The following is a 22,278-nucleotide window of genomic DNA, read 5'->3' as shown; positions in this document are numbered from 1 at the left end:
CCTCACAAAACCGCTTTCGGGTAAGAGCCCAGCACCTTGAGTGCCACGGCTTCCTGACTGATTTTCTCCAGCACACCTTTGACCAGTGGGTCGCGGTGGTGGCCGATGAAGTCGATAAAGAACACGTAAGTCCATTTACCGCTGCGCGAAGGACGAGTCTCGATGCGCGTCAGGTCAATCCCGTTATCGTGGAACGGCACCAGCAGCTCATGCAGCGCGCCGGGCTTGTTGCTCATGGAGACGATGATGGACGTCTTGTCGTCGCCGGTCGGTGGCACTTCCTGGCTACCGATCATCAGGAAGCGCGTGGAGTTATCCGGGCGATCCTCGATCTTTTCAGCCAGGCGCGTCAGGCCGTACAGGCCCGCCGCCATGTCACCGGCGATGGCCGCTGAGTTCCACTCACCCTTGACCCGCTTGGCCGCTTCGGCGTTGCTGGATACTGCCACGCGCTCGACATTCGGGTAATGCGCGTCCAGCCACTTGCGGCACTGGGCCAGGGACTGGGCGTGGGAGTAAATGCGGCTGATGCTGTCGGTCTTGGTATTCTCACCCACCAGCAGGTGGTGGTGAATACGCAGTTCGACTTCACCGCAGATCACCATGTCATGCTCAAGGAAGCTGTCCAGCGTGTGGTTGACCGCGCCTTCGGTGGAGTTTTCCACCGGCACCACACCAAAGTTCACCGCGCCGGCCGCCACTTCACGGAACACTTCGTCGATCGCTGCCATTGGCTTGCTGATCACCGCGTGGCCGAAGTGCTTCATGGCCGCCGCCTGGGTGAAAGTGCCTTCCGGGCCGAGGTAAGCCACTTTCAGCGGCTGCTCCAGGGCCAGGCACGACGACATGATTTCGCGGAACAACCGCGCCATCTCTTCGTTGCCCAGCGGGCCTTTGTTGCGCTCCATCACACGCTTGAGCACCTGGGCTTCACGCTCCGGACGGTAGAACACCGGCACTTCGCCTTCAGCCAGGGACGCCATCTTCACCCGCGCCACTTCCTGGGCGCACCGTGCGCGCTCACTGATCAGCTCCAGGACCTTCTCGTCCAGGCTGTCGATGCGCACGCGCAGGGCCTTGAGTTCTTGCTCAGACATTAGCCGTGTTCCTTTTCGAACTCTGCCATGTAGGCAACCAGCGCATTGATCGCGTGGATGTCGACGGCGTTGTAGATGGAAGCGCGCATGCCACCCACCGAGCGGTGGCCCTTGAGATTGAGCAGGCCGCGTTCGTCGGCACCGGCCAGGAACGGCTTGTCCAGGCGGTCGTCAGCCAGGCGGAACGGTACGTTCATCCACGAGCGGTCGGTGAGGTTGATTGGGTTGCTGTACAGGCCGCTGGCGTCGATGAAGTCGTACAGGGTGCGCTTCTTCACTTCGTTGAGCTTGCCCATGGCGGCCACACCGCCCTGCTCTTTCAGCCATTCGAACACCAGGCCGGAGAGGTACCAGGCGAACGCCGGCGGGGTGTTGTACATCGAGCCGTTATCGGCCGCGACCTTGTAGTTGAGCATGGTCGGGCACAGCGAGCGGGCGCGACCGAGCAGGTCTTCGCGGATGATGTTGACCAGGATGCCGCTCGGGCCAATGTTCTTCTGCGCACCGGCGTAGATCATGCCGTACTTGGACACATCGATAGGGCGCGAGAGGATGTCCGAGGACATGTCGCACACCAGCGGCACGTCACCGACTTCCGGCACCCAGTCAAACTCCAGGCCGCCGATGGTTTCGTTCGCAACGTAGTGCACGTAGGCCGCGTCCTTCGACAGCTTCCACTCGTTCTGACCGGGAATGGCGAAGTAGTCGTACGGCTTGGCGGTACCCGCGACATTGACGTGCCCGTAACGAGAGGCCTCTTCAATGGCCTTCTGGCCCCAGATACCCGTGTCGATATAGTCAGCCGTGCCGTCTTCTGGCAGCAGGTTCAGCGGAATCTGGGCGAACTGCTGACTGGCGCCGCCCTGCAGGAACAGCACTTTGTAGTTGGATGGGATGTCCAGCAAGTCGCGCAGGTCCTGCTCGGCCTTGGTGGCGATGGACACGAACTCATCGCTGCGGTGGCTCATTTCCATCACGGAGAGGCCTTTTCCATGCCAGTCGAGGAGTTCACCCTGCGCACGCTGCAGGACTGCTTCAGGAAGCGCCGCGGGACCGGCACAGAAGTTATAGGCTCTCTTGCTCACATCCAATCTCACTCTGATCTGGTGGGGCTGCAATCATGTTCGGCAACGCTCTGTTTCCGGAGCGGACCTTTGTGGGAGCTGGCTTGCCTGCGATACAGGCGCCTCGGTACGTCAGTGACACCGTGGTGATGCCATCGCAGGCAAGCCAGCTCCCACATGTTTCAAAGGGGACAAACAACAAGGGGGCGAATCTTCATCCGCCCCCTGTGTGTCCGCTTATTCCTGCGGTTCTTCTTCGTCTGCGGCAGCGTCGAGGGTCGGCTCGTCGACGTTGTCATCGCCGGCTGCGATCACCTCGCCGTCAAACTCTTCACCTTCCAGCTCCTCGCCTTCGACTTCCGACGGCTCCTGGACACGCTCCAGGCCGACCAGTTTTTCGTCCCTGGCCAGCTTGATCAGGGTCACGCCCTGGGTGTTACGACCCAGGCTCGACACTTCAGCCACACGGGTACGTACCAGGGTGCCCTGGTCGGAAATCAGCATGATTTCCTCGCCGTCGAGCACCTGCACCGCGCCGACCAGACGGCCGTTGCGGTCGTTGCTGACCATGGCGATCACGCCTTGGCCGCCACGCTTGTACTCCGGGAACTCGCTGATGGCCGTACGCTTGCCATAACCACGCTCGGAAGCGGTGAGGATCTGGCTGCCTTCTTCCGGGATCAGCATCGAAATCAGCTTCTGCCCTTCCGGCAGACGCATGCCGCGTACACCACGGGCGGTACGGCCCATGGCGCGAACGTCGGATTCCTTGAAGCGCGTGACCTTGCCGCCGTCGGAGAACAGCATGACTTCACGCTCGCCATCGGTAATGGCCGCGGAGATCAGTACGTCGCCTTCGTCCAGCTCCAGGGCGATCAGGCCCACACTGCGTTGACGACTGAAGGATTCCAGCGGGGTCTTCTTCACGGTGCCTTTGGCGGTGGCCATGAAGATGAAGTGACCTTCGGTGTATTCCTCGACCGGCAGCATGGTGGTGATGTATTCATCACTGTCCAGCGGCAGCAGGTTGACCAGCGGACGACCACGGGCGGCACGGGAGGCTTCCGGGATTTCGTAGGTTTTCAGCCAGTACACCTTGCCCTTGCTGGAGAACAGCAGCAGCGTGGTATGGCTGTTGGCGACCAGCAGGTGAGCGATGTAGTCCTCATCCTTCACGCCGGTAGCCGATTTACCTTTACCGCCACGACGCTGGGCCTGGTATGCCGCCAATGGCTGGGTCTTGGCATAGCCACCGTGGGAGATGGTCACCACGCGCTCTTCTTCCGGGATCATGTCACCCAGGGTCAGGTCGAGGCGCGCGTCGAGGATCTCGGTACGGCGCACATCGCCGTATTCAGCGCGGATCACTTCCAGTTCTTCGCGGATCACTTCCATCAGGCGCACGGCGCTGCTGAGGATGCGGATCAACTCGCCGATCTGGTTGAGGATCTCCTGGTACTCGGCCAGCAGCTTCTCGTGCTCCAGGCCGGTCAGGCGGTGCAGACGCAGTTCCAGGATGGCCTGGGCCTGTTCCGGGGACAGGAAGTACTTGCCTTCGCGCAGGCCGTATTGTGGGTCCAGGGTCTCTGGGCGGCACGAATCGGCGCCGGCACGCTCAACCATGGCCACCACGGCGCTGGATTCCCAAGGCGTGCTGATCAGCGCTTCCTTGGCTTCCGACGGGGTTGGCGAAGCCTTGATCAGGGCGATGACCGGGTCGATGTTCGACAGCGCAACTGCCTGGCCTTCCAGGATGTGGCCGCGTTCGCGGGCCTTGCGCAGTTCGAACACGGTACGGCGGGTGACCACTTCGCGGCGGTGACGGACGAAAGCTTCCAGCAGATCCTTGAGGTTCAGGATGCGCGGGCGGCCGTCGATCAGAGCAACCACGTTGATACCAAACACGCTTTGCAGCTGGGTCTGGGCGTAGAGGTTGTTGAGGATCACCTCAGGCACTTCGCCACGACGCAGCTCGATCACCACGCGCATACCGTCTTTGTCGGACTCGTCGCGCAGCTCGGTGATGCCTTCAAGCTTCTTCTCTTTAACCAGCTCGGCGATCTTCTCGATCAGACGCGCTTTGTTCAGCTGGTACGGGAGTTCGGTGATGACGATCTGCTGACGGCCACCGACCTTGTCGATGTCTTCGATCATCGAGCGGGCGCGCATGTAAATGCGGCCGCGACCAGTGCGGTAGGCTTCGATGATGCCGGCGCGACCGTTGATGATCGCGGCGGTCGGGAAGTCCGGGCCAGGGATGTATTGCATCAGCTCATCGACGGTCAGCTCAGGGTTGTCGATGAGGGCCAGGCAACCGTCGATGACTTCACCGAGGTTGTGCGGCGGGATGTTGGTCGCCATGCCCACGGCGATACCGCTGGAACCGTTGACCAGCAGGTTGGGGATCTTGGTTGGCATAACGGCCGGGATCATTTCGGTGCCGTCGTAGTTCGGCACCCAGTCCACGGTTTCTTTATGCAGGTCGGCCAGCAGCTCGTGGGCCAGCTTGGTCATGCGCACTTCGGTGTATCGCATGGCCGCGGCGTTGTCGCCGTCGACCGAACCGAAGTTGCCCTGGCCGTCTACCAGCAGGTAGCGCAGGGAAAACGGCTGGGCCATCCGAACGATGGTGTCGTACACCGCAGTGTCGCCGTGGGGGTGATACTTACCGATCACGTCACCGACAACACGGGCAGATTTCTTGTACGGCTTGTTCCAGTCGTTACCCAGCTCGCTCATCGCGAACAGCACACGCCGGTGCACGGGCTTCAAGCCATCGCGCGCATCAGGCAGTGCCCGACCGACAATTACGCTCATCGCGTAGTCGAGGTAGGACTGTTTCAGCTCGTCTTCGATATTGACCGGGAGGATTTCTTTGGCCAGTTCGCCCATGAGAAGCCTGATTCCTTTTTCGGGTGAAACCTCGTCACATCCATATGGGACGAACGAAGCTCGCCGTTGCCGGCAAAGCGCCTGACAACGACTTACGACAAATCAACGAGTTATGACACGGATCTGCACGTTATGGGCAACCCCTTGGGGCGGCCCTGGAAACCGCCGGATGTTATCACAATCGCCGCCACGCACCTATCCCCCTGATGCGCATGGAGGCTAGTAATTTGACGGATGACAGGCTTGAGGGCGACGAGAGGGGCTCAGAGCTGGATCCAAGCCCGATTTCGGAAGCAAATTGGCTTAATGCAGGCGTTTACGGCACATCAGTTTAGCCAGCTTGGCGGTGTCCGGCCGCTCGACCACGCCTTTTTCGGTCACGATCACGTCGATCAGGTCGGCCGGAGTCACGTCGAACACCGGATTGAAGGCGCTTACATCGGCGGCAAAACGCTGGCCGGCGACTTCCAGCAACTCGCCAGCATCCCGCTCTTCCAGCGCGACGTCATCGCCAGTGGCCATCATCAGATCGAGGGTTGAACTCGGCGCCACCACCATGAAGCGCACGCCGTGGTGCATCGCACACACCGCCAACTGGTAGGTGCCGATCTTGCTGATCACATCACCATTGGCGGCAATGCAATCGGCGCCGACGATCACCCAGGTCACACCTTTGGTCTTGAGAATGTGCGCGCCGGCCGAATCGGCATTCACCGTCACCGGGATGCCCTCGCCCGCCAACTCCCAGGCGGTCAGCCGCGAACCTTGCAGCCAGGGCCGGGTTTCATTGGCGTAGACCTGCTCGACCATGCCCTCCAGATAGGCCGCTCGAATCACTCCGAGCGCCGTACCCACGCCACCGGTCGCCAGGGCGCCTGCGTTGCCATGGGTGAGGATGGCCTGGGCATTGCCCTGATGCTTGCGGATCAGCTCAACGCCCAGTTGGGCCATGGTGAGGTTGGCTTCGCGATCACTTTCATGGATAGCGATGGCTTCTGCCTCCAGCACCGCCAGCGGATCAGCGTGCTTTTTTACGCGATCCAGGCGGTCGCGCATGCGTTTCAACGCCCAGAACAGGTTCGACGCGGTGGGTCGGGTATCGGCCAGCAGTGCGTAGTCTTCTTCCCATGCGGCCTGCCAGTCACCCCCCTCGGCGATGCGCTCACGGGCGGCCAGCACCAGGCCATACGCGGCACTGATACCAATCGCCGGCGCACCGCGCACCACCATCGAACGAATGGCGGCCGCCACTTCATCGACCGTCACGCAGGCCACCCAGCTTTCCCGGGACGGCAAGGCACGCTGATCGAGCAGGAACAGCGCGCCATCACGCCAATCGATGGCCTTCACTTTCTCCGCTGCCAACAGTCGATCGCGCATCCCTTACTCCGCACTCAGAAACAAAGCCGCCGATTATAGCGATCCGCCAGCCAGGACGCTCGGGTATACTTCGCCCTTCTTTTATAGCTGCCTGGGAAGAAGCCTGCGATGACCGCCACTGCCGCCCCGCTCGACTTATTGTTGCTGCCAACCTGGCTGGTACCCGTCGAACCCGCTGGCGTGGTGCTCAAGGAACACGGGCTGGGCATCCGCGACGGGCGCATCGCGTTTATCGGCCCACGGGCCGCAGCGCTGAAGCTTTCAGCCAACGAAGTGCGCGAACTGCCCGGCATGCTGCTCAGCCCCGGCCTGATCAACGCCCACGGGCACGCGGCAATGAGCCTGTTCCGGGGCCTGGCCGACGACCTGCCGCTGATGACCTGGCTGGAAAAACATATCTGGCCCGCCGAGGCCAAGTGGGTCGACGAAGCCTTCGTACGCGACGGCACCGACCTGGCCATCGCCGAACAGCTCAAGGGCGGCATCACCTGCTTCTCCGACATGTATTTCTACCCCAAGGTCGCCAGTGACTGCGTGCACAACAGTGGCATGCGCGCGCAGATCGCGATCCCGATCCTGGACTTCCCGATCCCCGGCGCCAGCACGCCTGACGAGGCGATTCGCCAGGGCGTCGAGCTATTCGGCGACCTTAAGCACCACCCGCGCATCAAGATTACCTTCGGCCCCCACGCGCCCTACACCGTATGCGATGACAACCTGGAGAAAATCCGGGTGATCGCCGAAGAGCTGGACGCCGCGATCCACATGCATGTTCACGAAACCGCCTTTGAAGTGCAGCAAGCGGTCGAGCAGACTGGCGAACGGCCATTAGCCCGCCTGGGTCGCCTCGGGCTCTTGGGCCCGCGCTTCCAGGCCGTTCATATGACCCAAATCAGCGAGGATGACCTGGCTTTGCTGGTAGAAAGCAACACCAGCATCATTCACTGCCCGGAATCCAACCTGAAACTGGCCAGCGGCTTTTGCCCGGTGGAGCGGCTGTGGCAGGCTGGCGTGAACGTGGCCATCGGCACCGATGGCGCCGCCAGCAACAATGACCTCGATCTGCTGGGCGAAACCCGCACCGCAGCGATGCTGGCCAAGGCTGTCGCCGGTTCGGCCACCGCGCTGGATGCCCATCGCGCCCTGCGCATGGCCACCCTCAACGGTGCACGGGCCATGGGCCTGGAAAGCGAGATTGGCTCGCTGGAGGTCGGCAAGGCGGCGGATATCGTCGCCTTCGATCTGTCGGGGCTGGCGCAACAACCGATCTACGATCCGGTCTCACAGCTTATATATGCCACCGGACGCGATTGCGTGAAACACCTTTGGGTCGCCGGCAAGCAGTTGCTCGACGACCGGCAATTGACCCGTATGGATGAACAACAGTTGACCGCCACGGCCATCGCCTGGGGCCAACGCATCAGCGGGCACAGCGAATAACGAAGGTTTTGAGCCCCAGGGTTCAGGACTGACCCAACGATTTATCAGGTTTAGAGGATTCACCATGAGCAACGTCGACCACGCCGAAATCGCCAAGTTTGAAGCCCTGGCCCACCGCTGGTGGGACCGCGAGAGCGAGTTCAAGCCGCTGCACGACATCAACCCGCTGCGGGTCAACTGGATTGACGAGCGCGTCAACCTAGCCGGCAAGAAGGTGTTGGACGTGGGTTGCGGCGGCGGCATCCTCAGCGAAGCCATGGCCCAGCGCGGCGCGACCGTGATGGGCATCGACATGGGCGAAGCGCCCTTGGCCGTGGCCCAACTGCATCAACTGGAATCCGGCGTGAGCGTGGAATACCGCCAGATCACCGCCGAAGCCCTGGCCGAAGAAATGCCCGAGCAGTTCGACGTGGTCACCTGCCTGGAAATGCTCGAACACGTACCGGACCCGTCCTCAGTGATCCGCGCGTGCTTCCGCATGGTCAAGCCCGGCGGCCAGGTGTTCTTCTCCACCATCAACCGCAACCCCAAGGCCTACCTGTTCGCGATCATCGGCGCCGAATACATCATGAAGCTGCTGCCGCGCGGCACCCATGACTTCAAGAAATTCATCCGCCCGTCCGAGCTGGGCGCCTGGAGCCGCCAGGCCGGGCTGACCGTCAAGGACATCATCGGCCTGACCTACAACCCGCTGACCAAGCACTACAAGCTGGCCAACGACGTTGACGTCAACTACATGATCCAGACCCTGCGCGAGGAGTGAGCCTGTGAAGTTGCGAGCGGTTCTCTTCGACATGGACGGTACCCTGCTGGATACCGCGCCGGACTTTATCGCCATCTGCCAGGCCATGCGCGCCGACCGCGACCTGGCGCCGATCAACCCCCAGCACATCCGCGATGAAATCTCCGGCGGTGCGAAGGCGATGGTGGCCGTGACCTTTTCCATGGACCCGGAATCCCCAGGCTTTGAAGAACTGCGCCAGGAATTCCTCGAGCGCTACCTCAAAGGGTGCGCGGTCCACAGCAAACTGTTCGACGGTATGGCCGAACTGCTGGAAGACATCGAGAAGTCCAAGCTGGTCTGGGGCGTGGTCACCAACAAACCCCTGCGTTTTGCCGAACCGATCATGCAGCAATTGGGCCTGGCCGAGCGCTCGGCGCTGCTGATTTGCCCGGATCATGTGAAGAACAGCAAGCCGGACCCGGAGCCGATGATCCTGGCGTGCAAGATGCTCGACCTGGACCCGGCCAGCGTGCTGTTCGTGGGCGATGACCTGCGCGATATCGAGTCCGGCCGCGACGCTGGCACACGCACTGCAGCGGTCACCTACGGCTACATCCACCCGGATGACAACCCGCGCCATTGGGGCGCCGATGTGGTGGTGGATCACCCGCTGGAACTGCGCAAGGTGCTGGATAACGCACTGTGCAGTTGCTGATGGTTCGCTCTCCTCTGTAGGAGCGAGCTTGCTCGCGAAGAACCCGAGATCGCCGCGTTGATCCAGATACCCCGCGTTATCGTTGACGTTTTTCGCCAGCGAGCTCGCTCCTACAAGGGGTGCTTAGATTTTCTGTGAATTCTGTCGAGGTTGTTTATGTTTGATTACTCCGCACGTCCAGAACTGCTCAAAGGCCGGGTGATCCTGGTGACCGGCGCCGGTCGCGGGATCGGCGCCGCGGCGGCAAAAACCTACGCCGCCCATGGCGCCACCGTGCTGTTGCTGGGCAAGACCGAAGCCAACCTGGCCCAGGTGTATGACGAAATCGAAGCCGCAGGCCAGCCGCAACCGGTGGTGATTCCGTTCAACCTGGAGACCGCCCTGCCCCATCAATACGATGAGCTGGCCGCGATGATCGAAAAGGAGTTCGGCCACCTCGACGGCCTGCTGCACAACGCCTCGATCATCGGCCCACGTACGCCAATCGAGCAGTTGTCCGGTGAAAATTTCATGCGGGTGATGCACGTGAACGTCAACGCGATGTTCATGCTGACCAGCACTTTGTTGCCGCTGCTCAAGCTGTCCCAAGATGCGTCGGTGGTGTTTACCTCCAGCAGCGTCGGGCGCAAGGGTCGGGCTTACTGGGGCGCTTATGGCGTGTCGAAGTTTGCGACCGAAGGCTTGATGCAAACCTTGGCCGATGAGCTTGAGGATGTGGCCGCGGTACGCTCCAACAGCATCAACCCAGGTGGCACGCGCACCAGCATGCGCGCCCAAGCGTATCCAGGGGAAAACCCGATGGAGCGGCCAGCTCCGGAAGAGATCATGCCGGTGTACCTGTACCTGATGGGGCCGGACAGTGCCGGCATCAACGGCCAGGCGTTTGACGCGCAATAACAGGTACGCAAGAGAACTAAATGTGGGAGCGGGCTTGCTCGCGAAAGCGGAGTGTCAGTCAAAAAATTACTGACTGATGTACCGCTTTCGCGAGCAAGCCCGCTCCCACAGTTGTATGCAGTGCTCTCTGGATCTTAGTTTTTCACTACTTCCTCAAGGGTGAAACGGCCCAGCGGGTTTTGCAGGAAGTTGCTCACGTTCTTACGTGAGATGTTGATGTACGGGCTGTAGTACAAGTCGATCCAGTTCACGTCCTGTTTCGCCAATTTCTGCAACTCGACATACATCTGCTCGCGCTTGACCGGGTCCGCCTCGATGCGCGCCTGTGCCACCAGCGCCTTGACCTTGTCGTTCTTGTAGCGGGTCATGTAGTTCTGGTTGGTGTCGTGGCCCAGCACGAAGGTGGTCTTCTGGTCCGGGTCGAGGATGTCGTTGGTCCAGTACATCACCGAAATATCGTACTCACCGTCCACCAGCATCTGCCAGCTCTGGGTCGGGTCGACCTTTTGCAGGTTGGCAGTCACACCGACCTTGGCCAGTTGGTCCTTGATGATCACCGCAATCTGCTCGTCGGCTTCGTTGCCGGCATTAACCACGTAGTTGAGCTTCAAGTCCTTGGCACCGGCCTGCTCCAGCAGCTTCTTCGCAGCAGTCGGGTCATACGGGCGTTGCAGGTTGTTGGCGTAGTGGTACAGCGAACCCTTCGGGATGTAGGAATAAGCCACGGTGCCTTGACCATAAGTGGCGGTTTTCACCAGCGATTGTTTGTCGATGGCCATGTCCAGCGCCTGACGCACTTCCGGCTTGGCCAGCAGGCCGTGATCGTGGTTGATCAGCAGGTGATCTTCACGGGTGGAGGGGTCGGCGTGGATCACCACGTTCTTGTCTTTCTTCAGCTCTTCAACACGCGAAAACGGCACGAAAATCGCCGTGTCCAGCTCGTTGTTCTGCACCATGCGCATGCGTGTGTTGTCGTCGGTGACGGAGACCCACTCCACGCCATCCAGGCTGACGTTCTTGGCCTGCCAGAAGTTCGGGTTCTTCTTCAGGATCACCCGATCACCCTTGCGCCACTCGTCCACGGTAAACGCGCCGGAAGTCACCGGGTTTTCCGAGTAGGCGTCTTCGCCCATCTTGGTCATGGCTTTTTCCGACAGGATCGACACCGTCGGCGACGCCAATTGCGAGAGGAAGGCTACCGCCGGGGTCTTCAGCGTGACCACCAGGGTTTTCGGGTCCGACGCCTTGGCCGTGTTGATCAGGTTGAACGGATCGGCCCACAGCGAGGCCTTGTTGTCGCGGATGCGCAACAGGCTGAACGCGGCATCGTCAGCGGTGATCGCCGTGCCATCAGAGAACTTCGCATCACGCAGTTTGAAGGTGTAGGTCAGGCCATCCTTGGAAATGTCCCAGCTTTCGGCCAGGCCCGGTTCCATCTTGGTGCCCAGGTTATCGACGCGTACCAGGGTGTCGTAGACGTTGGCGAATACCCAGGTGTCGCGGTTTTGCGCGCTTTTGATCGGGTCGAACGTGGTGCTGTCTTCACGGCAACCGATGGTCAGGACACCGGCAGCGTGGGCCAGCCCGGCACTGAGGGACCATGCGGTCAATGTAGCGGCGGCGAGCAACTTCAAGTGGCGCGATTGCATGTCATAACTCCTTGTTCATGAATGGCAGGGAAGGTTCAAAGCAACGGTTCTTCAAGCACGCAACTGTACCGATGCTCGTGCAGGAAATGCGTCGGCGGCAACACCACGGAACACAAGGCTCGGGCATGCCGGCAACGCGGGTGAAAGGCGCAGCCTGTAGGCAAATTCAGCGGACTCGGTGGTTCACCCGGCAAGGGTTCGGTAGGCAATGGCCGATGGGGATCGATCTCGGGAATCGCCTGGATCAATGCCGCCGTGTACGGGTGACGCGGCGCGGTAAAGACCGCTTCCACTGGGCCCTCCTCGACGATCTTGCCCAGGTACATCACCGCCACGCGATCGCACAAACGGCGGACGATGGCCAGGTCATGGGCGATGAACAGGATCGCCAGGTTCATGCGCTGTTGCAGCTCCAGCAACAGGTTGATGATCTGGCCCTGGATCGACACATCCAGCGCCGCCACACACTCATCGGCGATGATCAGCCGTGGCTCCACCGCCAGTGCCCGGGCAATGCCGACGCGCTGGCATTGCCCGCCGCTGAGGGAGCCGGGTTTGCGGCTGGCCAGTTCGGGGCGCAGGCCGACCAGGTCAAGCAGTTCATTCACGCGCGCCGGAATCTGCTCCGGCGTGACCTTGCGCTGCACCCGCAACACTTCGGCAATCGTCTCGCCAATGGTGTGGCGCGGGTTCAGCGCGGCGTACGGGTCCTGGAAGATCATTGCGGTTTCATGGCGCAGGCGGGTGATGTCGATGGTGCTGCCATGGGCCATGTCGATGCCATCAAACAACACCTGCCCGGCGCTGATCGGGTTGAGGTGCAAAATAGCGCGGCCCAGGGTGCTTTTACCGCTGCCGGACTCGCCCACCAACCCGAGGGTTTCACCCGCCGCCAGGTTCAGCGATACACCGTTCACCGCCCTGACCCACTGCTTGTTCAAGCCGAACAAACCCGTGCCGGACGCGGCAAACTTCACCTCAAGATCCTTGATCTGCAACAGACTCATGGGTGCACTCCCAACGGGTAATGACAGGCGACTCGCGCGCCTTCCGGCAGCACCTCGGTGCACAAGGCGCCTACCTGCGGGCAACGCGGGTTGAAGCGGCAACCGGCGGGCAATGCGTCCAGCAACGGCGGTTGCCCGGGAATCGTGCGCAGCAAGGCGTGGCCACTGCTGTGGGCAGGCTGGCAGTCAATCAGGCCTGCGGTGTAGGGATGCTGCGGATGCGCCAGCAGATCATATTTGCTGCCGTGCTCACACAGGCGCCCGGCGTACATCACGGCGATGGCGTCGCAGGTTTGCGCGACCACGCCGAGGTCGTGGGTAATCATGATGATCGACAGGCCGCGCTGGTCGCGCAATTCCAGCAACAGCCGCAGGATTTGCGCCTGCACCGTCACATCCAGGGCCGTGGTGGGTTCGTCGGCGATCAGCACTTTCGGGTTGCAGCCCAGGGCGACTGCAATCATCGCGCGCTGGCGCATGCCGCCGGAAAACTCGTGGGGGTAGTTGTCGACACGCGCCTGAGGATCGGGAATACCCACTTGGCGCAGCACGTCGATGGCTTGCAGTCGCGCGTCTTTTTTCGACGCACCTTGATGCAGGCGGATGCCCTCGGCAATCTGCTCACCGATGCGCATCAACGGGTCGAGGTGGCTGCTGGGGTTCTGGAAAATCATGCCCAACTGACCGCCGCGCACGGCACGCATGCCGGTTTCATCCAATGACAATAGATCCTGGCTAGCCAGCCTTACGGCGCCGCCTTGCACCCGCAGATTGGGCGAAGGCAATAAACGCATCAAGCCGCGACAGGCCATGGTCTTGCCCGAGCCGCTTTCCCCGACCAGGCCGAGGATTTCGCCTTCGGCCAAATCGAAGGACACGCGATCGACCAAGGTCACATCACGCCCGGCGTTGTTGGCGATCACACTGAGGTCGCGCACCTGCAACAGGCTCATGAGCGATCCCCCAACACTTGCGCCACGCCATCGGCGAGCAGGCTGAAACCCATGGCCAAGGTCACGATAGCCAACCCCGGAAAGGTGCAGATCCACCAAGCGGTGGTGATGAAGGCCTGCCCTTCGGCCACCATCGTGCCCCACTCGGCGGTCGGCGGTTGCACGCCCAGGCCCAGGTAACTCACGGCGGCGCCGTTGAGCAACACCAACACCGCGTCCGACATGGAAAACACGATGGAGCCGAACATCGCATTGGGCAGCAGGTGGCGGAACAGAATCCGCCCATGGCCAAAGCCCAGGCTCTTGGCGGCCAGGGCAAAGTCGCTTTCCTTGAGCACCAGGATCTGCGAGCGGATCAGCCGGGCGTAGGACACCCAGCCCACCAGCGCCATGGCGATATAGAAACTCTTCAAGCCCGGACCGAGGATGGCCATGATCGCCAGCATCAGCACCAGGAACGGGAATGCCAGGATCACATCGATCACACGCATGCAGACACTGTCGAAACGTCCGCCAATGTAACCGGAGACCGCGCCAACGAAGGTGCCGATCATGAACGGGAAGATCACTCCGACGACGGCCAGTTGCAGGTCAATGCGCGCCCCCCAGATCACCCTCGACAGGATGTCCCGACCGTAATTATCCGTACCAAATGGATGAGCCAGGCTGGGGCCGAGCAAACTGAAATCCGTGTTCTGCGCAATCGGGTCATAAGGCGCGATCCACGGCGCGAACAGCGCAAGCACCAGCCACGCCAGCAAAATCAACAAACCCCACGCCGCCGTCAGCCGACCATTGCGAAAGCCGAAGCGCAGGCGCAAGCGCCAAGGAGCAATCAACGGGCGGCTGCTCATTGCATCTTCACCCGTGGGTCAAGGGCCACCGTCACGACATCAGCGATGAAGTTGACGACCACCGTCGCGCAGGCCAGCACCATGGCCACGCCCTGCACCACCATGTAATCGCGGGTGAAAATCCCGCGTACCAGCAGTTGGCCGATGCCGGGGATAGCAAACAGACTTTCAATCACCACCGTGCCGCTGATCAGCCAGCCGATGTTCACCGCCAGCAGGTTGACCGCGGGCACCAGGGAGTTGGGCAGCACATGCCGACGAAACACCGCAGCTTCCGACAACCCACGTGCCCGTGCGGCGGTCACGTGGTCGGCTTGCAACTCCATCAGCATGCTCGCGCGCAGGTTGCGCACCAGCACTGCCGACAGCGCCAGGGCAATTGTCAGGCAGGGCAAAACCATGTGATGCGCCTTGTCCAGCCAGGTCCGGCCGTAGCCGGACACCGGGAACAAGCCCCACTGCACACTCAGTAACAGGATCAGCATCAAGCCCAGCCAGAACGCCGGCATGCCCAGGCCGACGGTGGTGAAGACACGAATCAGGTTATCCGCCCAGCCGCCCTTGTTGCGCGCGGCCAAGGTCGCCAACGGCACCGCGATCAACAGCGCCAGCAGCACACTGCCGAGTACCAGCACCAGCGTGGGTTCAATGCGCGTGACGATCAGCTTGAGGGCATCGACCTTGTACAGCAGCGATTGGCCGAGATCGCCCTTGAGCAGGTTCTTCAGGAAGTAGAAATATTGCAGCCATAACGGCTGGTCGAGGCCGTACTGGGCGCGGATTTTCAGCAAGGCGTCCGGTGTGCTGCGCGAGCCCAGCAGCGCACGCGCCGGGTCGCCAGGAATCGAACGTACCAGCACAAAGGTGATCAGGCTGATGCCAAACAGCACCGGCAGCAATTGCAGCGGCCGGGACAGCACAAAACGGTAGCGCGCCAGGTTCATCCGTCAGCCTCGGTGACGCGAGAGGAAGTCCAGCAGCACCGGGAAATATGCCTGGGGCTCTTCATAAAACGGCATATGGCTGCTGTTGGGGAAGACGTGCAGTTCGGCGTGCCGGGCCGCGAGTTTCATGCGCATGGCGCAGGCGGGGGTGAGTTCGTCGTGCTGGCCGGTGGTGATCAGGATCGGCATCTTGAACTCGGCCATCTCGGGGATGCGGTTCCAGTCCTTGAGGTTGCCGATGTAGAGGAATTCGTTGGGGCCCTGCATGGTTTCGTAAGGGCCCATATTCCAGTCGTCGAGAGAGCGTTTGACCGGTGCAGGCCACTCGTCCAGCCGGCACACGTGGCGGTAGTTGAGCAAGGTAATCGCGGCCTGGTACTGCGGGTGGTCCAGAGTGCCCATGGCTTCATGGCGTTGCATCATGGCCACCGTTTCGCTGCCGAGGGCGCCACGCAGGCGCTCCAGTTCCTGGGACAGGTGCGGAATGTCGCCCACGGTGTTTTCGAGGATCAGGCTTTTCAGCGCGTCGGGGTAGTGGATGGCGTATTCGATACCGAGCCAGCCGCCCCAGGAATGCCCGAGCAGGTGCACACGGCCCAAGCCCAGGGCCTGGCGCACGGTTTCGACTTCTTCGACATAACGGCGGATTTCCCACAGCGAAACGTCGGTGGGTCTGGCTGATGCGCCCGTGCCAAGCTGGTCGAATGCAACCACTCGCAGGTTATGGTCTTTGAGCCAGCCATGGGCGTCGCGCAAGTAGTCACACGGCAGGCCTGGCCCGCCGTTGAGGCACAACAGCACCTCATCGCCTTCGCCAAAGCTGTAGACCACGAGGTTATGGCCGTCGACTTGCACGTTGTACTGCTGGTCGGGGGCAATTTCACGCCACATGCATACATTCCTTGTGTTGTATCGGCCTGGCAGGCAGCGGCCGTTTTATCAGGCCAACACTACCGAGGATGCCGTGCGTCCATAACCTAGTATTTCTTATAGGTTTGGCCTGGCAGTCCTTCGCCGGGGCGTGGCATTCTACTTGCCGCAAGTCGAGATTCAAATGAATTCGGGAGCCGAACGGATGCAGGCCAAGCTGACTGCGTTAAATCACCGTCTGATGCCGGGCAGGAGCCTGGACGAACAGATGGATAACACGTTTATCCTCGCCCAGCAGTTGGGCTTTGATGCATTGGTGTATGACTACACCCCGGTGCCGATCGACCAGGATGGCGCATTGATCACGCCCTCGGTGCTCGCACTGCGCAATACCCCGCCTGACTGGCATGCCCTATGGTGCAGCGAAGGGTTCTACCAGATCGATCCGGTGCAACACCTGGCCCTGAGCACGGTGTCGCCGTTCGTGTGGTCCTACGACGTCAAGGCCGATACCCCACTGCAAAAGATCATAGATCCCTGCCATGCGCCGGTTTCGTCCTACTTGCACGACCAGCAATTGACCTGCGGCGTCAGCGTACCGATCCACTTGCCCCGTGGCGGCTTCGCCTCGCTGACCGGCCTGCGCACCGGCAACGCCCGCACCGTGTTGAAGGATGCGCAGCAGACCCTGTCGGATTTCAGCCTGATTTCCCATGCTTTGCAGGAAGCGGCCTACCCGCTGTTCAGCAAGGAGCTACGCACTTATCCGCATATTCACCTGACAAAACGCGAACGTGAGTGCCTCAAATGGGCCGCCGACGGGCTGACCGCCGCCGAAATTGCCACGCAATTGAGCCGCTCGCTGGCGGTGGTCACCTTGCACCTGGCCTCGGCGATGCACAAGCTGGGGGCCAAGAACCGGGTGCAGGCGGTGGTGCGCGCCACTCATTACCGCCTGCTCGAAGACTGACCGCTCGGCAAAACCTAGCTGTTTTGCTAGTTACTTAAATTTCTGCCACGCATTATCGTGTCCCTGATCCTTTTTTCAGAGCAGGGTACGAAATGGAATTCATCGAAAAAATCCGCGAAGGGTATGCGGCGTTTGGCGCCTACCAAACCTGGTACCGCGTCACCGGTGACTTGTCGAGCGGCCGCACGCCCCTGGTGGTTATCCACGGCGGCCCGGGATGCACCCATGATTATGTTGACGCGTTCAAGGACGTTGCCGCCAGCGGTCACGCCGTGATCCACTACGATCAGTTGGGCAACGGCCGCTCCACCCATCTGCCCGAAAAAGACCCGTCTTTCTGGACCGTGGGCCTGTTCCTCGAAGAACTCAACAACCTGCTGGACCACCTGCAGATCAGCGATAACTACGCGATCCTCGGCCAATCCTGGGGCGGCATGCTCGGCAGTGAACACGCGATCCTGCAGCCCAAGGGCCTGCGCGCCTTTATCCCCGCCAACTCGCCGACGTGCATGCGCACCTGGGTCAGCGAAGCCAACCGACTGCGCAAATTGTTGCCGGAAGGTGTGCATGAAACCCTGCTCAAACATGAAGCCGCCGGCACCTACCAGGATCCGGAATACCTCGCCGCGTCGCGGGTGTTCTATGACCAGCACGTGTGCCGAGTCATCCCGTGGCCAGAGGAAGTGGCACGCACGTTCGCTGCGGTCGATGCAGACCCGACTGTGTACCACGCCATGAGCGGCCCGACCGAGTTCCACGTGATCGGCAGCTTGAAAGACTGGAAGTCCACTGGCCGTCTGTCGGCGATCAATGTGCCGACGCTGGTGATTTCAGGTCGGCACGACGAGGCGACACCGCTGGTGGTCAAGCCGTTCCTGGATGAAATCGCCGATGTGCGCTGGGCGCTGTTTGAAGACTCCAGCCACATGCCCCATGTGGAGGAACGCCAAGCGTGCATGGGGACTGTGGTGAAGTTTCTGGACGAGGTGTGTTCAGCGAAGTACAACGTTCTCAAGGCTAGCTGAGTCATTGTGGGAGCTGGCAGGCCAGCTCCCCTATTTCAGACCTCGGTCGCTTCAGCTTTGGCCGCCCTTTTCGGAGCATCCTGCACCAACGGAATCTCCCTCCCCTCGGCATCAAACAACTTGCCGCCTTTGAAGTAATCCCCATCGCGCAGTTCCGACACATCACGGAAGCACAGGCTACGCTCGGTCCCTGCCACAAACACCGACTGCTGGTCCGAGTTACCGGCGGTGAAGTGGTTGAATGCCAGGTTCAGCAAAATCGCCATGATGGCCGACGAGCTGATCCCCGAATGGAAAATGGTCGCGAACCAGGTCGGGAAGTGATCATAGAAGCTTGGTGCCGCAATCGGGATCATGCCAAAACCGATGGAAGTGGCCACGATGATCAGGTTCATGTTGTTGCGGTAATCCACTTTCGACAGCGTGCGGATACCACTGGCCGCCACGGTACCGAACAGCACAATCCCGGCCCCGCCCAGCACGGAGGTCGGCACCGCTGCAATCACTCGGCCCATGAAGGGCAATAAGCCAAGGATCACCAGAAACAGTCCACCGGTGGCTACCACAAAGCGACTCTTTACCCCGGTAACCGCCACCAGGCCGACGTTCTGGGCGAAGGCGCTTTGGGTGAACGAACCGAAGATCGGCGCAAACATGCTCGACAGCATGTCGGCGCGCAGGCCGTTGCCCAGGCGTTTCGAATCGACCTTGGTGTCGATGATCTCGCCCACCGCCAGGATGTCCGCCGAGGTCTCGACCAGGGTCACCATCACCACGATGCACATGGAAATGATCGCGGCGACATGGAAGGTTGGCATGCCGAAATGGAATGGTGTAGGGAAACCGAACATCGGCCCCTGGGTCACGCCGGAGAAGTCGGCCATGCCGAGGAATACCGCAATCACCGTGCCGATGACCATGGCCAGCAAAATCGACAGGCGCGAGATAGTCGCGCTGCCGATCTTGCTCAGCAACAGCACCAGCACCAGCGTCAACGCCGCCAGGCCTATGTTGGACATGCTGCCGAAATCCGCCGCGCGACTGTTGCCGCCCATGGCCCAGCGCGCCGCAACGGGCATCAGGGTCAGGCCGATGGTCGTGATCACAATGCCCGTCACCAGCGGCGGGAAGAACTTGGTGATCCGTGAAAACACCGGAGTTATCAATAACCCGATCAACGACGCGGCCATGACCGCCCCGAGAATCGCCGGCACCCCGCCGGCGCCATCACTGCCGACAATCGCCACCATGGTTGCCACACCGGCAAACGACACGCCCTGCACCAGCGGCAATTGACAGCCAAAAAACGGTAGACCCAAGGTCTGTAACAGCGTGGCCAGGCCACCGGCAAACAGCGATGCGGCGATCAGCAGGCCGATATCCGCCGGGGACAACCCGGCCGCCTGGCCGACAATCAGGGGGACCGCAACAATGCCGCCATACATCGTGAGCACATGCTGCAGGCCGTAAGCCATGTTGGCGGCGACGCCGAGATTCTCATCTTCTGGCCGCTGCGGTGACGCCTTCGGGATAGTCATGGTGAGGGGTTCTCTGTTTTTGTTGTGCGGCCACTGTATGCAATGTTTGGACTGGATGTCCATAGAGTTGTATACAATCAATCGAACAAGTTACCCTCCATCGGCGTTACAAAAACAATCCGGCCGTGATGAGCCAGAACGCCAAAGGACCCAGAACAATGAAAAAGGCACTACAGGGCGCAACCGTCGCACTCACCCTGCTCGGCGGCGGGGAGGCCGTCGCAGTGGAATGGATGAACAACAGCGTAGGATTCCGCTACGGCCAGCAGTTCACCAATCCGAATAACCCTGACGAATTCAGCAAGCGCATCTACAGCTTCACCCACGCCAGCGGCTACCAGTACGGCAGCAATTTCCTTAACCTCGATGTGTTCCTGTCCGACAGCCGCGACCCGCGTAAGGGCACCGATCATGGAGGGAGTGAGGTGTACGCGGTATACCGCCATCAGCTGTACGCATCGCGGGTATTCGATGTGCCGCTGGGCACCGGACTGGTGAAGGATTACGCGCTGACGCTGGGGTTTGACGCCAACCGTAACAACAACTTCGCCTCAGCCAAGAAACGCGCACTGGTGATCGGCCCGACGTTAAAGTTCAACACCGTCGGCGTGTTGGATCTGAGCCTGATGTACTACAAGGAAAGGAACCACACCGGAATCCCTGGCGCGAAGGAGTCGAACCACACGTTTGACGACACCTACATGCTCAACCTGACGTGGATGCGGCCCTTCGAAATCGCCGACCATGCGGCGAAATTCCAGGGGTTCATCAATTACGTCGGGGAAAAAGGCGAGGACTACCATGGCCGCGATACTGCGCCGGAAGCCCTGATGCGCACCGCGCTGATGGTGGCGGTGCGACCGGGTAAAAGCGTCAAGCCCAACCTGTACCTGGGGGTGGGTTATGAGTATTGGCATAACAAGTTTGGCGTGGACGGCGGCCGGGGTAGCCGCACATCGACGCCGACGGTGAACCTGGAAGTAACGTTCTAGGCGGTCGCCAGCTCCGAATCACCGGCTTTCGGCCGCGCCAGCCAGTAACCCAACACCGCCAGTGGCGCGGTCGCCAGCATCACGATCACGGTAATCAGCAGCGGCTGGTCGATCATCGACGACACCAGCAGGCTGCTGAGGAAGCACAGGCCCAACTGCAGGGTGTTTTGCAATGCCGCCGCCTTGCCGGAATTTTCCGCAAACGGCATCAGCGCATTCGCAACCACAATGGGGTAACTGGCACCGTTGACCAGCGCCATCAGACAGAACGGAATCAGCAAGGTGGTGAGGGTCGGCACCGTCAGCGTGGCAACCAGGTACAACGCCACCATGCTGATGCAATACGCCAGCAGCAACCAGGGCAACAAGGTCTTGCCCTGAAAGTGCTGCAACGCGCTGCGGCAACTATAGCCACCGACCAAAAACGCCAATGTCGGCAATAGGTAACTCAGGCCAATGTCATTCGGGCTGTAGCCCATGTCGCCCAGGATGAAGGGCGAAGCCGTCAGCCAGGCGAAGAAACTGGCCGAGCAGGCGGCGAAGATCATGACGTTGCCGGTAAACACGCGAGACGTCAGTAACTGCCCATAACCGAGGCGCGAACGTTCGCTCTTTTCTGCCTGATATTGCGCCACGGTGCGCAAAAACAACGTCGGTAGCAGCAACAGCAATGAGACGCCCAGCAATACGCCGAAGATCGCCTGCCAACCCAAGTGATTCAGCACCATCGCACCCAACAACGGCGCCAGCGCCGGCGACAACGACATCAGCGGCATGATACTGGCGAACACGCGATGAGCCTTGTCGGCGGGGTATCGATCGATCACCAACGCCTGCCAACTGACGGCGGCGGAACACACGCCAATCGCTTGGACAAAACGCAGCGCCAGCAATTGCGGCGCGGTCTCGACCCAGAACATCCCCGCGCAGCCCAGCACAAACAGGCTCAGGCCGGCGAGCAGGACGGGCTTGCGCCCCAGGCGGTCGGACAACGGCCCCCACAACAACTGCCCCACCGCAAAGCCAGCGAGGAAAATACTCAAGCTGGCACCCACCGCGCCTGCGCCAATCTGCAACTGTTCGCCCATGGCGCCGAACGCCGGAAGATACATATCCATGGCGAGGTAACCGAGCATGCTCAGCCCCGCCAGATACCAAGTGAAACCAAAAGAATTTTTCATTGAAGCCTTGTTAATCCTGCCATCAAACTATTTGCTGACTAGCGCCCATTATGAGGCTGACAGTTTCTCTGTGAAGCGATAATAAT

Annotated in this window: 19 protein-coding genes; 7 read left to right on the top strand and 12 right to left on the bottom strand. The window is 60.9% G+C overall.

Annotation, left to right across the window (positions count from 1 at the left end; all coding sequences use genetic code 11):
* Positions 1 to 2 precede the first annotated feature (2 nt).
* The 4 genes from pheA to mtnA all read right to left on the bottom strand — a co-directional run bounded on the left by pheA (position 3) and on the right by mtnA (position 6,433).
* On the bottom strand, positions 3 to 1,097 hold the full coding sequence (gene pheA, locus HX793_RS14880; protein ID WP_003172650.1) for a prephenate dehydratase: 1,095 nt from the start codon (positions 1,095 to 1,097) through the stop codon (positions 3 to 5).
* Positions 1,097 to 2,182 carry a 3-phosphoserine/phosphohydroxythreonine transaminase gene (gene serC, locus HX793_RS14875; protein ID WP_016975319.1) on the bottom strand — a complete coding sequence of 362 codons (1,086 nt, stop codon included), beginning with the start codon at positions 2,180 to 2,182 and terminating at the stop codon, positions 1,097 to 1,099. Before serC ends, pheA begins: the two co-directional genes overlap by 1 nt.
* A gap of 216 nt (positions 2,183 to 2,398) precedes the next feature.
* A complete protein-coding gene (gene gyrA, locus HX793_RS14870) occupies positions 2,399 to 5,053 on the bottom strand; it encodes a DNA gyrase subunit A (protein ID WP_177097247.1) in 2,655 nt (884 codons plus the stop codon).
* A gap of 303 nt (positions 5,054 to 5,356) precedes the next feature.
* Positions 5,357 to 6,433 (bottom strand): S-methyl-5-thioribose-1-phosphate isomerase, encoded by a 1,077-nt coding sequence (mtnA, locus tag HX793_RS14865; RefSeq protein ID WP_016975318.1) that lies wholly within the window; start codon positions 6,431 to 6,433, stop codon positions 5,357 to 5,359.
* 108 nt (positions 6,434 to 6,541) lie between these two features.
* Here mtnA and HX793_RS14860 point away from each other — a divergent pair, with 108 nt between their 5' ends.
* The 4 genes from HX793_RS14860 to HX793_RS14845 all read left to right on the top strand — a co-directional run bounded on the left by HX793_RS14860 (position 6,542) and on the right by HX793_RS14845 (position 10,209).
* Entirely contained in the window at positions 6,542 to 7,873 is a 1,332-nt protein-coding gene (locus HX793_RS14860; protein ID WP_122725067.1) for a TRZ/ATZ family hydrolase, read from the top strand.
* Positions 7,874 to 7,937: 64 nt separating this feature from the next.
* Positions 7,938 to 8,636 (top strand): bifunctional 2-polyprenyl-6-hydroxyphenol methylase/3-demethylubiquinol 3-O-methyltransferase UbiG, encoded by a 699-nt coding sequence (ubiG, locus tag HX793_RS14855; RefSeq protein WP_003189760.1) that lies wholly within the window; start codon positions 7,938 to 7,940, stop codon positions 8,634 to 8,636.
* A 4-nt stretch (positions 8,637 to 8,640) separates the two neighbouring features.
* Positions 8,641 to 9,312 carry an N-acetylmuramic acid 6-phosphate phosphatase MupP gene (gene mupP / locus HX793_RS14850; RefSeq protein ID WP_033902529.1) on the top strand — a complete coding sequence of 224 codons (672 nt, stop codon included), beginning with the start codon at positions 8,641 to 8,643 and terminating at the stop codon, positions 9,310 to 9,312.
* Between the two features lie 156 nt (positions 9,313 to 9,468).
* Complete coding sequence (locus HX793_RS14845) at positions 9,469 to 10,209, top strand: YciK family oxidoreductase (RefSeq protein WP_016975315.1); 741 nt, start codon at positions 9,469 to 9,471, stop codon at positions 10,207 to 10,209.
* Between the two features lie 134 nt (positions 10,210 to 10,343).
* Here HX793_RS14845 and HX793_RS14840 read toward each other — a convergent pair whose 3' ends face one another.
* From HX793_RS14840 to HX793_RS14815, 6 genes are read right to left on the bottom strand one after another with little or no spacing between them, the layout of a single operon-like run.
* Positions 10,344 to 11,858, bottom strand: a complete 1,515-nt coding sequence (locus HX793_RS14840; protein ID WP_177097249.1) for an ABC transporter substrate-binding protein — start codon at positions 11,856 to 11,858, stop codon at positions 10,344 to 10,346.
* Between the two features lie 35 nt (positions 11,859 to 11,893).
* The gene (locus HX793_RS14835) at positions 11,894 to 12,865 is read right to left on the bottom strand and encodes an ABC transporter ATP-binding protein (protein WP_028619463.1); all 972 of its coding nucleotides are present in this window, start codon (positions 12,863 to 12,865) and stop codon (positions 11,894 to 11,896) included.
* Positions 12,862 to 13,818, bottom strand: a complete 957-nt coding sequence (locus tag HX793_RS14830; RefSeq protein ID WP_177051222.1) for an ABC transporter ATP-binding protein — start codon at positions 13,816 to 13,818, stop codon at positions 12,862 to 12,864. Before HX793_RS14830 ends, HX793_RS14835 begins: the two co-directional genes overlap by 4 nt.
* Positions 13,815 to 14,672, bottom strand: a complete 858-nt coding sequence (locus HX793_RS14825) for an ABC transporter permease (RefSeq protein ID WP_177058509.1) — start codon at positions 14,670 to 14,672, stop codon at positions 13,815 to 13,817. The genes HX793_RS14830 and HX793_RS14825 overlap by 4 nt, the downstream gene beginning before the upstream one ends.
* Positions 14,669 to 15,616, bottom strand: coding sequence for an ABC transporter permease (locus HX793_RS14820; protein ID WP_177097251.1), 948 nt, complete (start codon positions 15,614 to 15,616; stop codon positions 14,669 to 14,671). The genes HX793_RS14825 and HX793_RS14820 overlap by 4 nt, the downstream gene beginning before the upstream one ends.
* 3 nt (positions 15,617 to 15,619) lie before the next feature.
* Positions 15,620 to 16,507: a proline iminopeptidase-family hydrolase gene (locus HX793_RS14815; RefSeq protein ID WP_016975311.1), complete on the bottom strand. Its 888-nt coding sequence runs from the start codon at positions 16,505 to 16,507 to the stop codon at positions 15,620 to 15,622.
* A gap of 184 nt (positions 16,508 to 16,691) precedes the next feature.
* Here HX793_RS14815 and HX793_RS14810 point away from each other — a divergent pair, with 184 nt between their 5' ends.
* Positions 16,692 to 17,456, top strand: a complete 765-nt coding sequence (locus HX793_RS14810; RefSeq protein WP_016975310.1) for a LuxR family transcriptional regulator — start codon at positions 16,692 to 16,694, stop codon at positions 17,454 to 17,456.
* 92 nt (positions 17,457 to 17,548) lie between these two features.
* Positions 17,549 to 18,481 carry a proline iminopeptidase-family hydrolase gene (locus tag HX793_RS14805; RefSeq protein ID WP_177058507.1) on the top strand — a complete coding sequence of 311 codons (933 nt, stop codon included), beginning with the start codon at positions 17,549 to 17,551 and terminating at the stop codon, positions 18,479 to 18,481.
* Between the two features lie 35 nt (positions 18,482 to 18,516).
* Here HX793_RS14805 and HX793_RS14800 read toward each other — a convergent pair whose 3' ends face one another.
* A complete protein-coding gene (locus tag HX793_RS14800) occupies positions 18,517 to 20,019 on the bottom strand; it encodes a nucleobase:cation symporter-2 family protein (RefSeq protein ID WP_177051214.1) in 1,503 nt (500 codons plus the stop codon).
* Positions 20,020 to 20,177: 158 nt separating this feature from the next.
* Between HX793_RS14800 and HX793_RS14795 the strand changes: the two genes are divergently transcribed.
* Positions 20,178 to 21,011, top strand: a complete 834-nt coding sequence (locus HX793_RS14795) for a hypothetical protein (protein ID WP_016975308.1) — start codon at positions 20,178 to 20,180, stop codon at positions 21,009 to 21,011.
* Here the strand turns inward: HX793_RS14795 and punC are convergent.
* The gene (punC, locus tag HX793_RS14790; protein WP_016975307.1) at positions 21,008 to 22,192 is read right to left on the bottom strand and encodes a purine nucleoside transporter PunC; all 1,185 of its coding nucleotides are present in this window, start codon (positions 22,190 to 22,192) and stop codon (positions 21,008 to 21,010) included. The two genes, HX793_RS14795 and punC, sit on opposite strands and share 4 nt — an antisense overlap.
* Positions 22,193 to 22,278 lie beyond the last annotated feature (86 nt).

The sequence above is a fragment of the Pseudomonas reactans genome, assembly GCF_013387025.1.
GTDB classification, from domain to species: Bacteria; Pseudomonadota; Gammaproteobacteria; order Pseudomonadales; family Pseudomonadaceae; genus Aquipseudomonas; species Aquipseudomonas reactans.
The sequence above is the reverse complement of the archived record's forward strand: the minus strand, read 5'-3'. Positions and strand labels throughout refer to the sequence as shown.

Coding starts and splice junctions, on each gene's coding strand:
- gyrA (WP_177097247.1), bottom strand. CDS start 5,053: ATGGGCGAACTGGCCAAAGAAATCCTCCCGGTCAATATCGAAGACGAG.
- HX793_RS14805 (WP_177058507.1), top strand. CDS start 17,549: ATGGAATTCATCGAAAAAATCCGCGAAGGGTATGCGGCGTTTGGCGCC.
- HX793_RS14820 (WP_177097251.1), bottom strand. CDS start 15,616: ATGAACCTGGCGCGCTACCGTTTTGTGCTGTCCCGGCCGCTGCAATTG.
- HX793_RS14800 (WP_177051214.1), bottom strand. CDS start 20,019: ATGACTATCCCGAAGGCGTCACCGCAGCGGCCAGAAGATGAGAATCTC.
- HX793_RS14795 (WP_016975308.1), top strand. CDS start 20,178: ATGAAAAAGGCACTACAGGGCGCAACCGTCGCACTCACCCTGCTCGGC.
- pheA (WP_003172650.1), bottom strand. CDS start 1,097: ATGTCTGAGCAAGAACTCAAGGCCCTGCGCGTGCGCATCGACAGCCTG.
- HX793_RS14840 (WP_177097249.1), bottom strand. CDS start 11,858: ATGCAATCGCGCCACTTGAAGTTGCTCGCCGCCGCTACATTGACCGCA.
- HX793_RS14860 (WP_122725067.1), top strand. CDS start 6,542: ATGACCGCCACTGCCGCCCCGCTCGACTTATTGTTGCTGCCAACCTGG.
- mtnA (WP_016975318.1), bottom strand. CDS start 6,433: ATGCGCGATCGACTGTTGGCAGCGGAGAAAGTGAAGGCCATCGATTGG.
- ubiG (WP_003189760.1), top strand. CDS start 7,938: ATGAGCAACGTCGACCACGCCGAAATCGCCAAGTTTGAAGCCCTGGCC.
- punC (WP_016975307.1), bottom strand. CDS start 22,192: ATGAAAAATTCTTTTGGTTTCACTTGGTATCTGGCGGGGCTGAGCATG.
- HX793_RS14810 (WP_016975310.1), top strand. CDS start 16,692: ATGCAGGCCAAGCTGACTGCGTTAAATCACCGTCTGATGCCGGGCAGG.
- HX793_RS14845 (WP_016975315.1), top strand. CDS start 9,469: ATGTTTGATTACTCCGCACGTCCAGAACTGCTCAAAGGCCGGGTGATC.
- HX793_RS14830 (WP_177051222.1), bottom strand. CDS start 13,818: ATGAGCCTGTTGCAGGTGCGCGACCTCAGTGTGATCGCCAACAACGCC.
- HX793_RS14815 (WP_016975311.1), bottom strand. CDS start 16,507: ATGTGGCGTGAAATTGCCCCCGACCAGCAGTACAACGTGCAAGTCGAC.
- HX793_RS14835 (WP_028619463.1), bottom strand. CDS start 12,865: ATGAGTCTGTTGCAGATCAAGGATCTTGAGGTGAAGTTTGCCGCGTCC.
- HX793_RS14825 (WP_177058509.1), bottom strand. CDS start 14,672: ATGAGCAGCCGCCCGTTGATTGCTCCTTGGCGCTTGCGCCTGCGCTTC.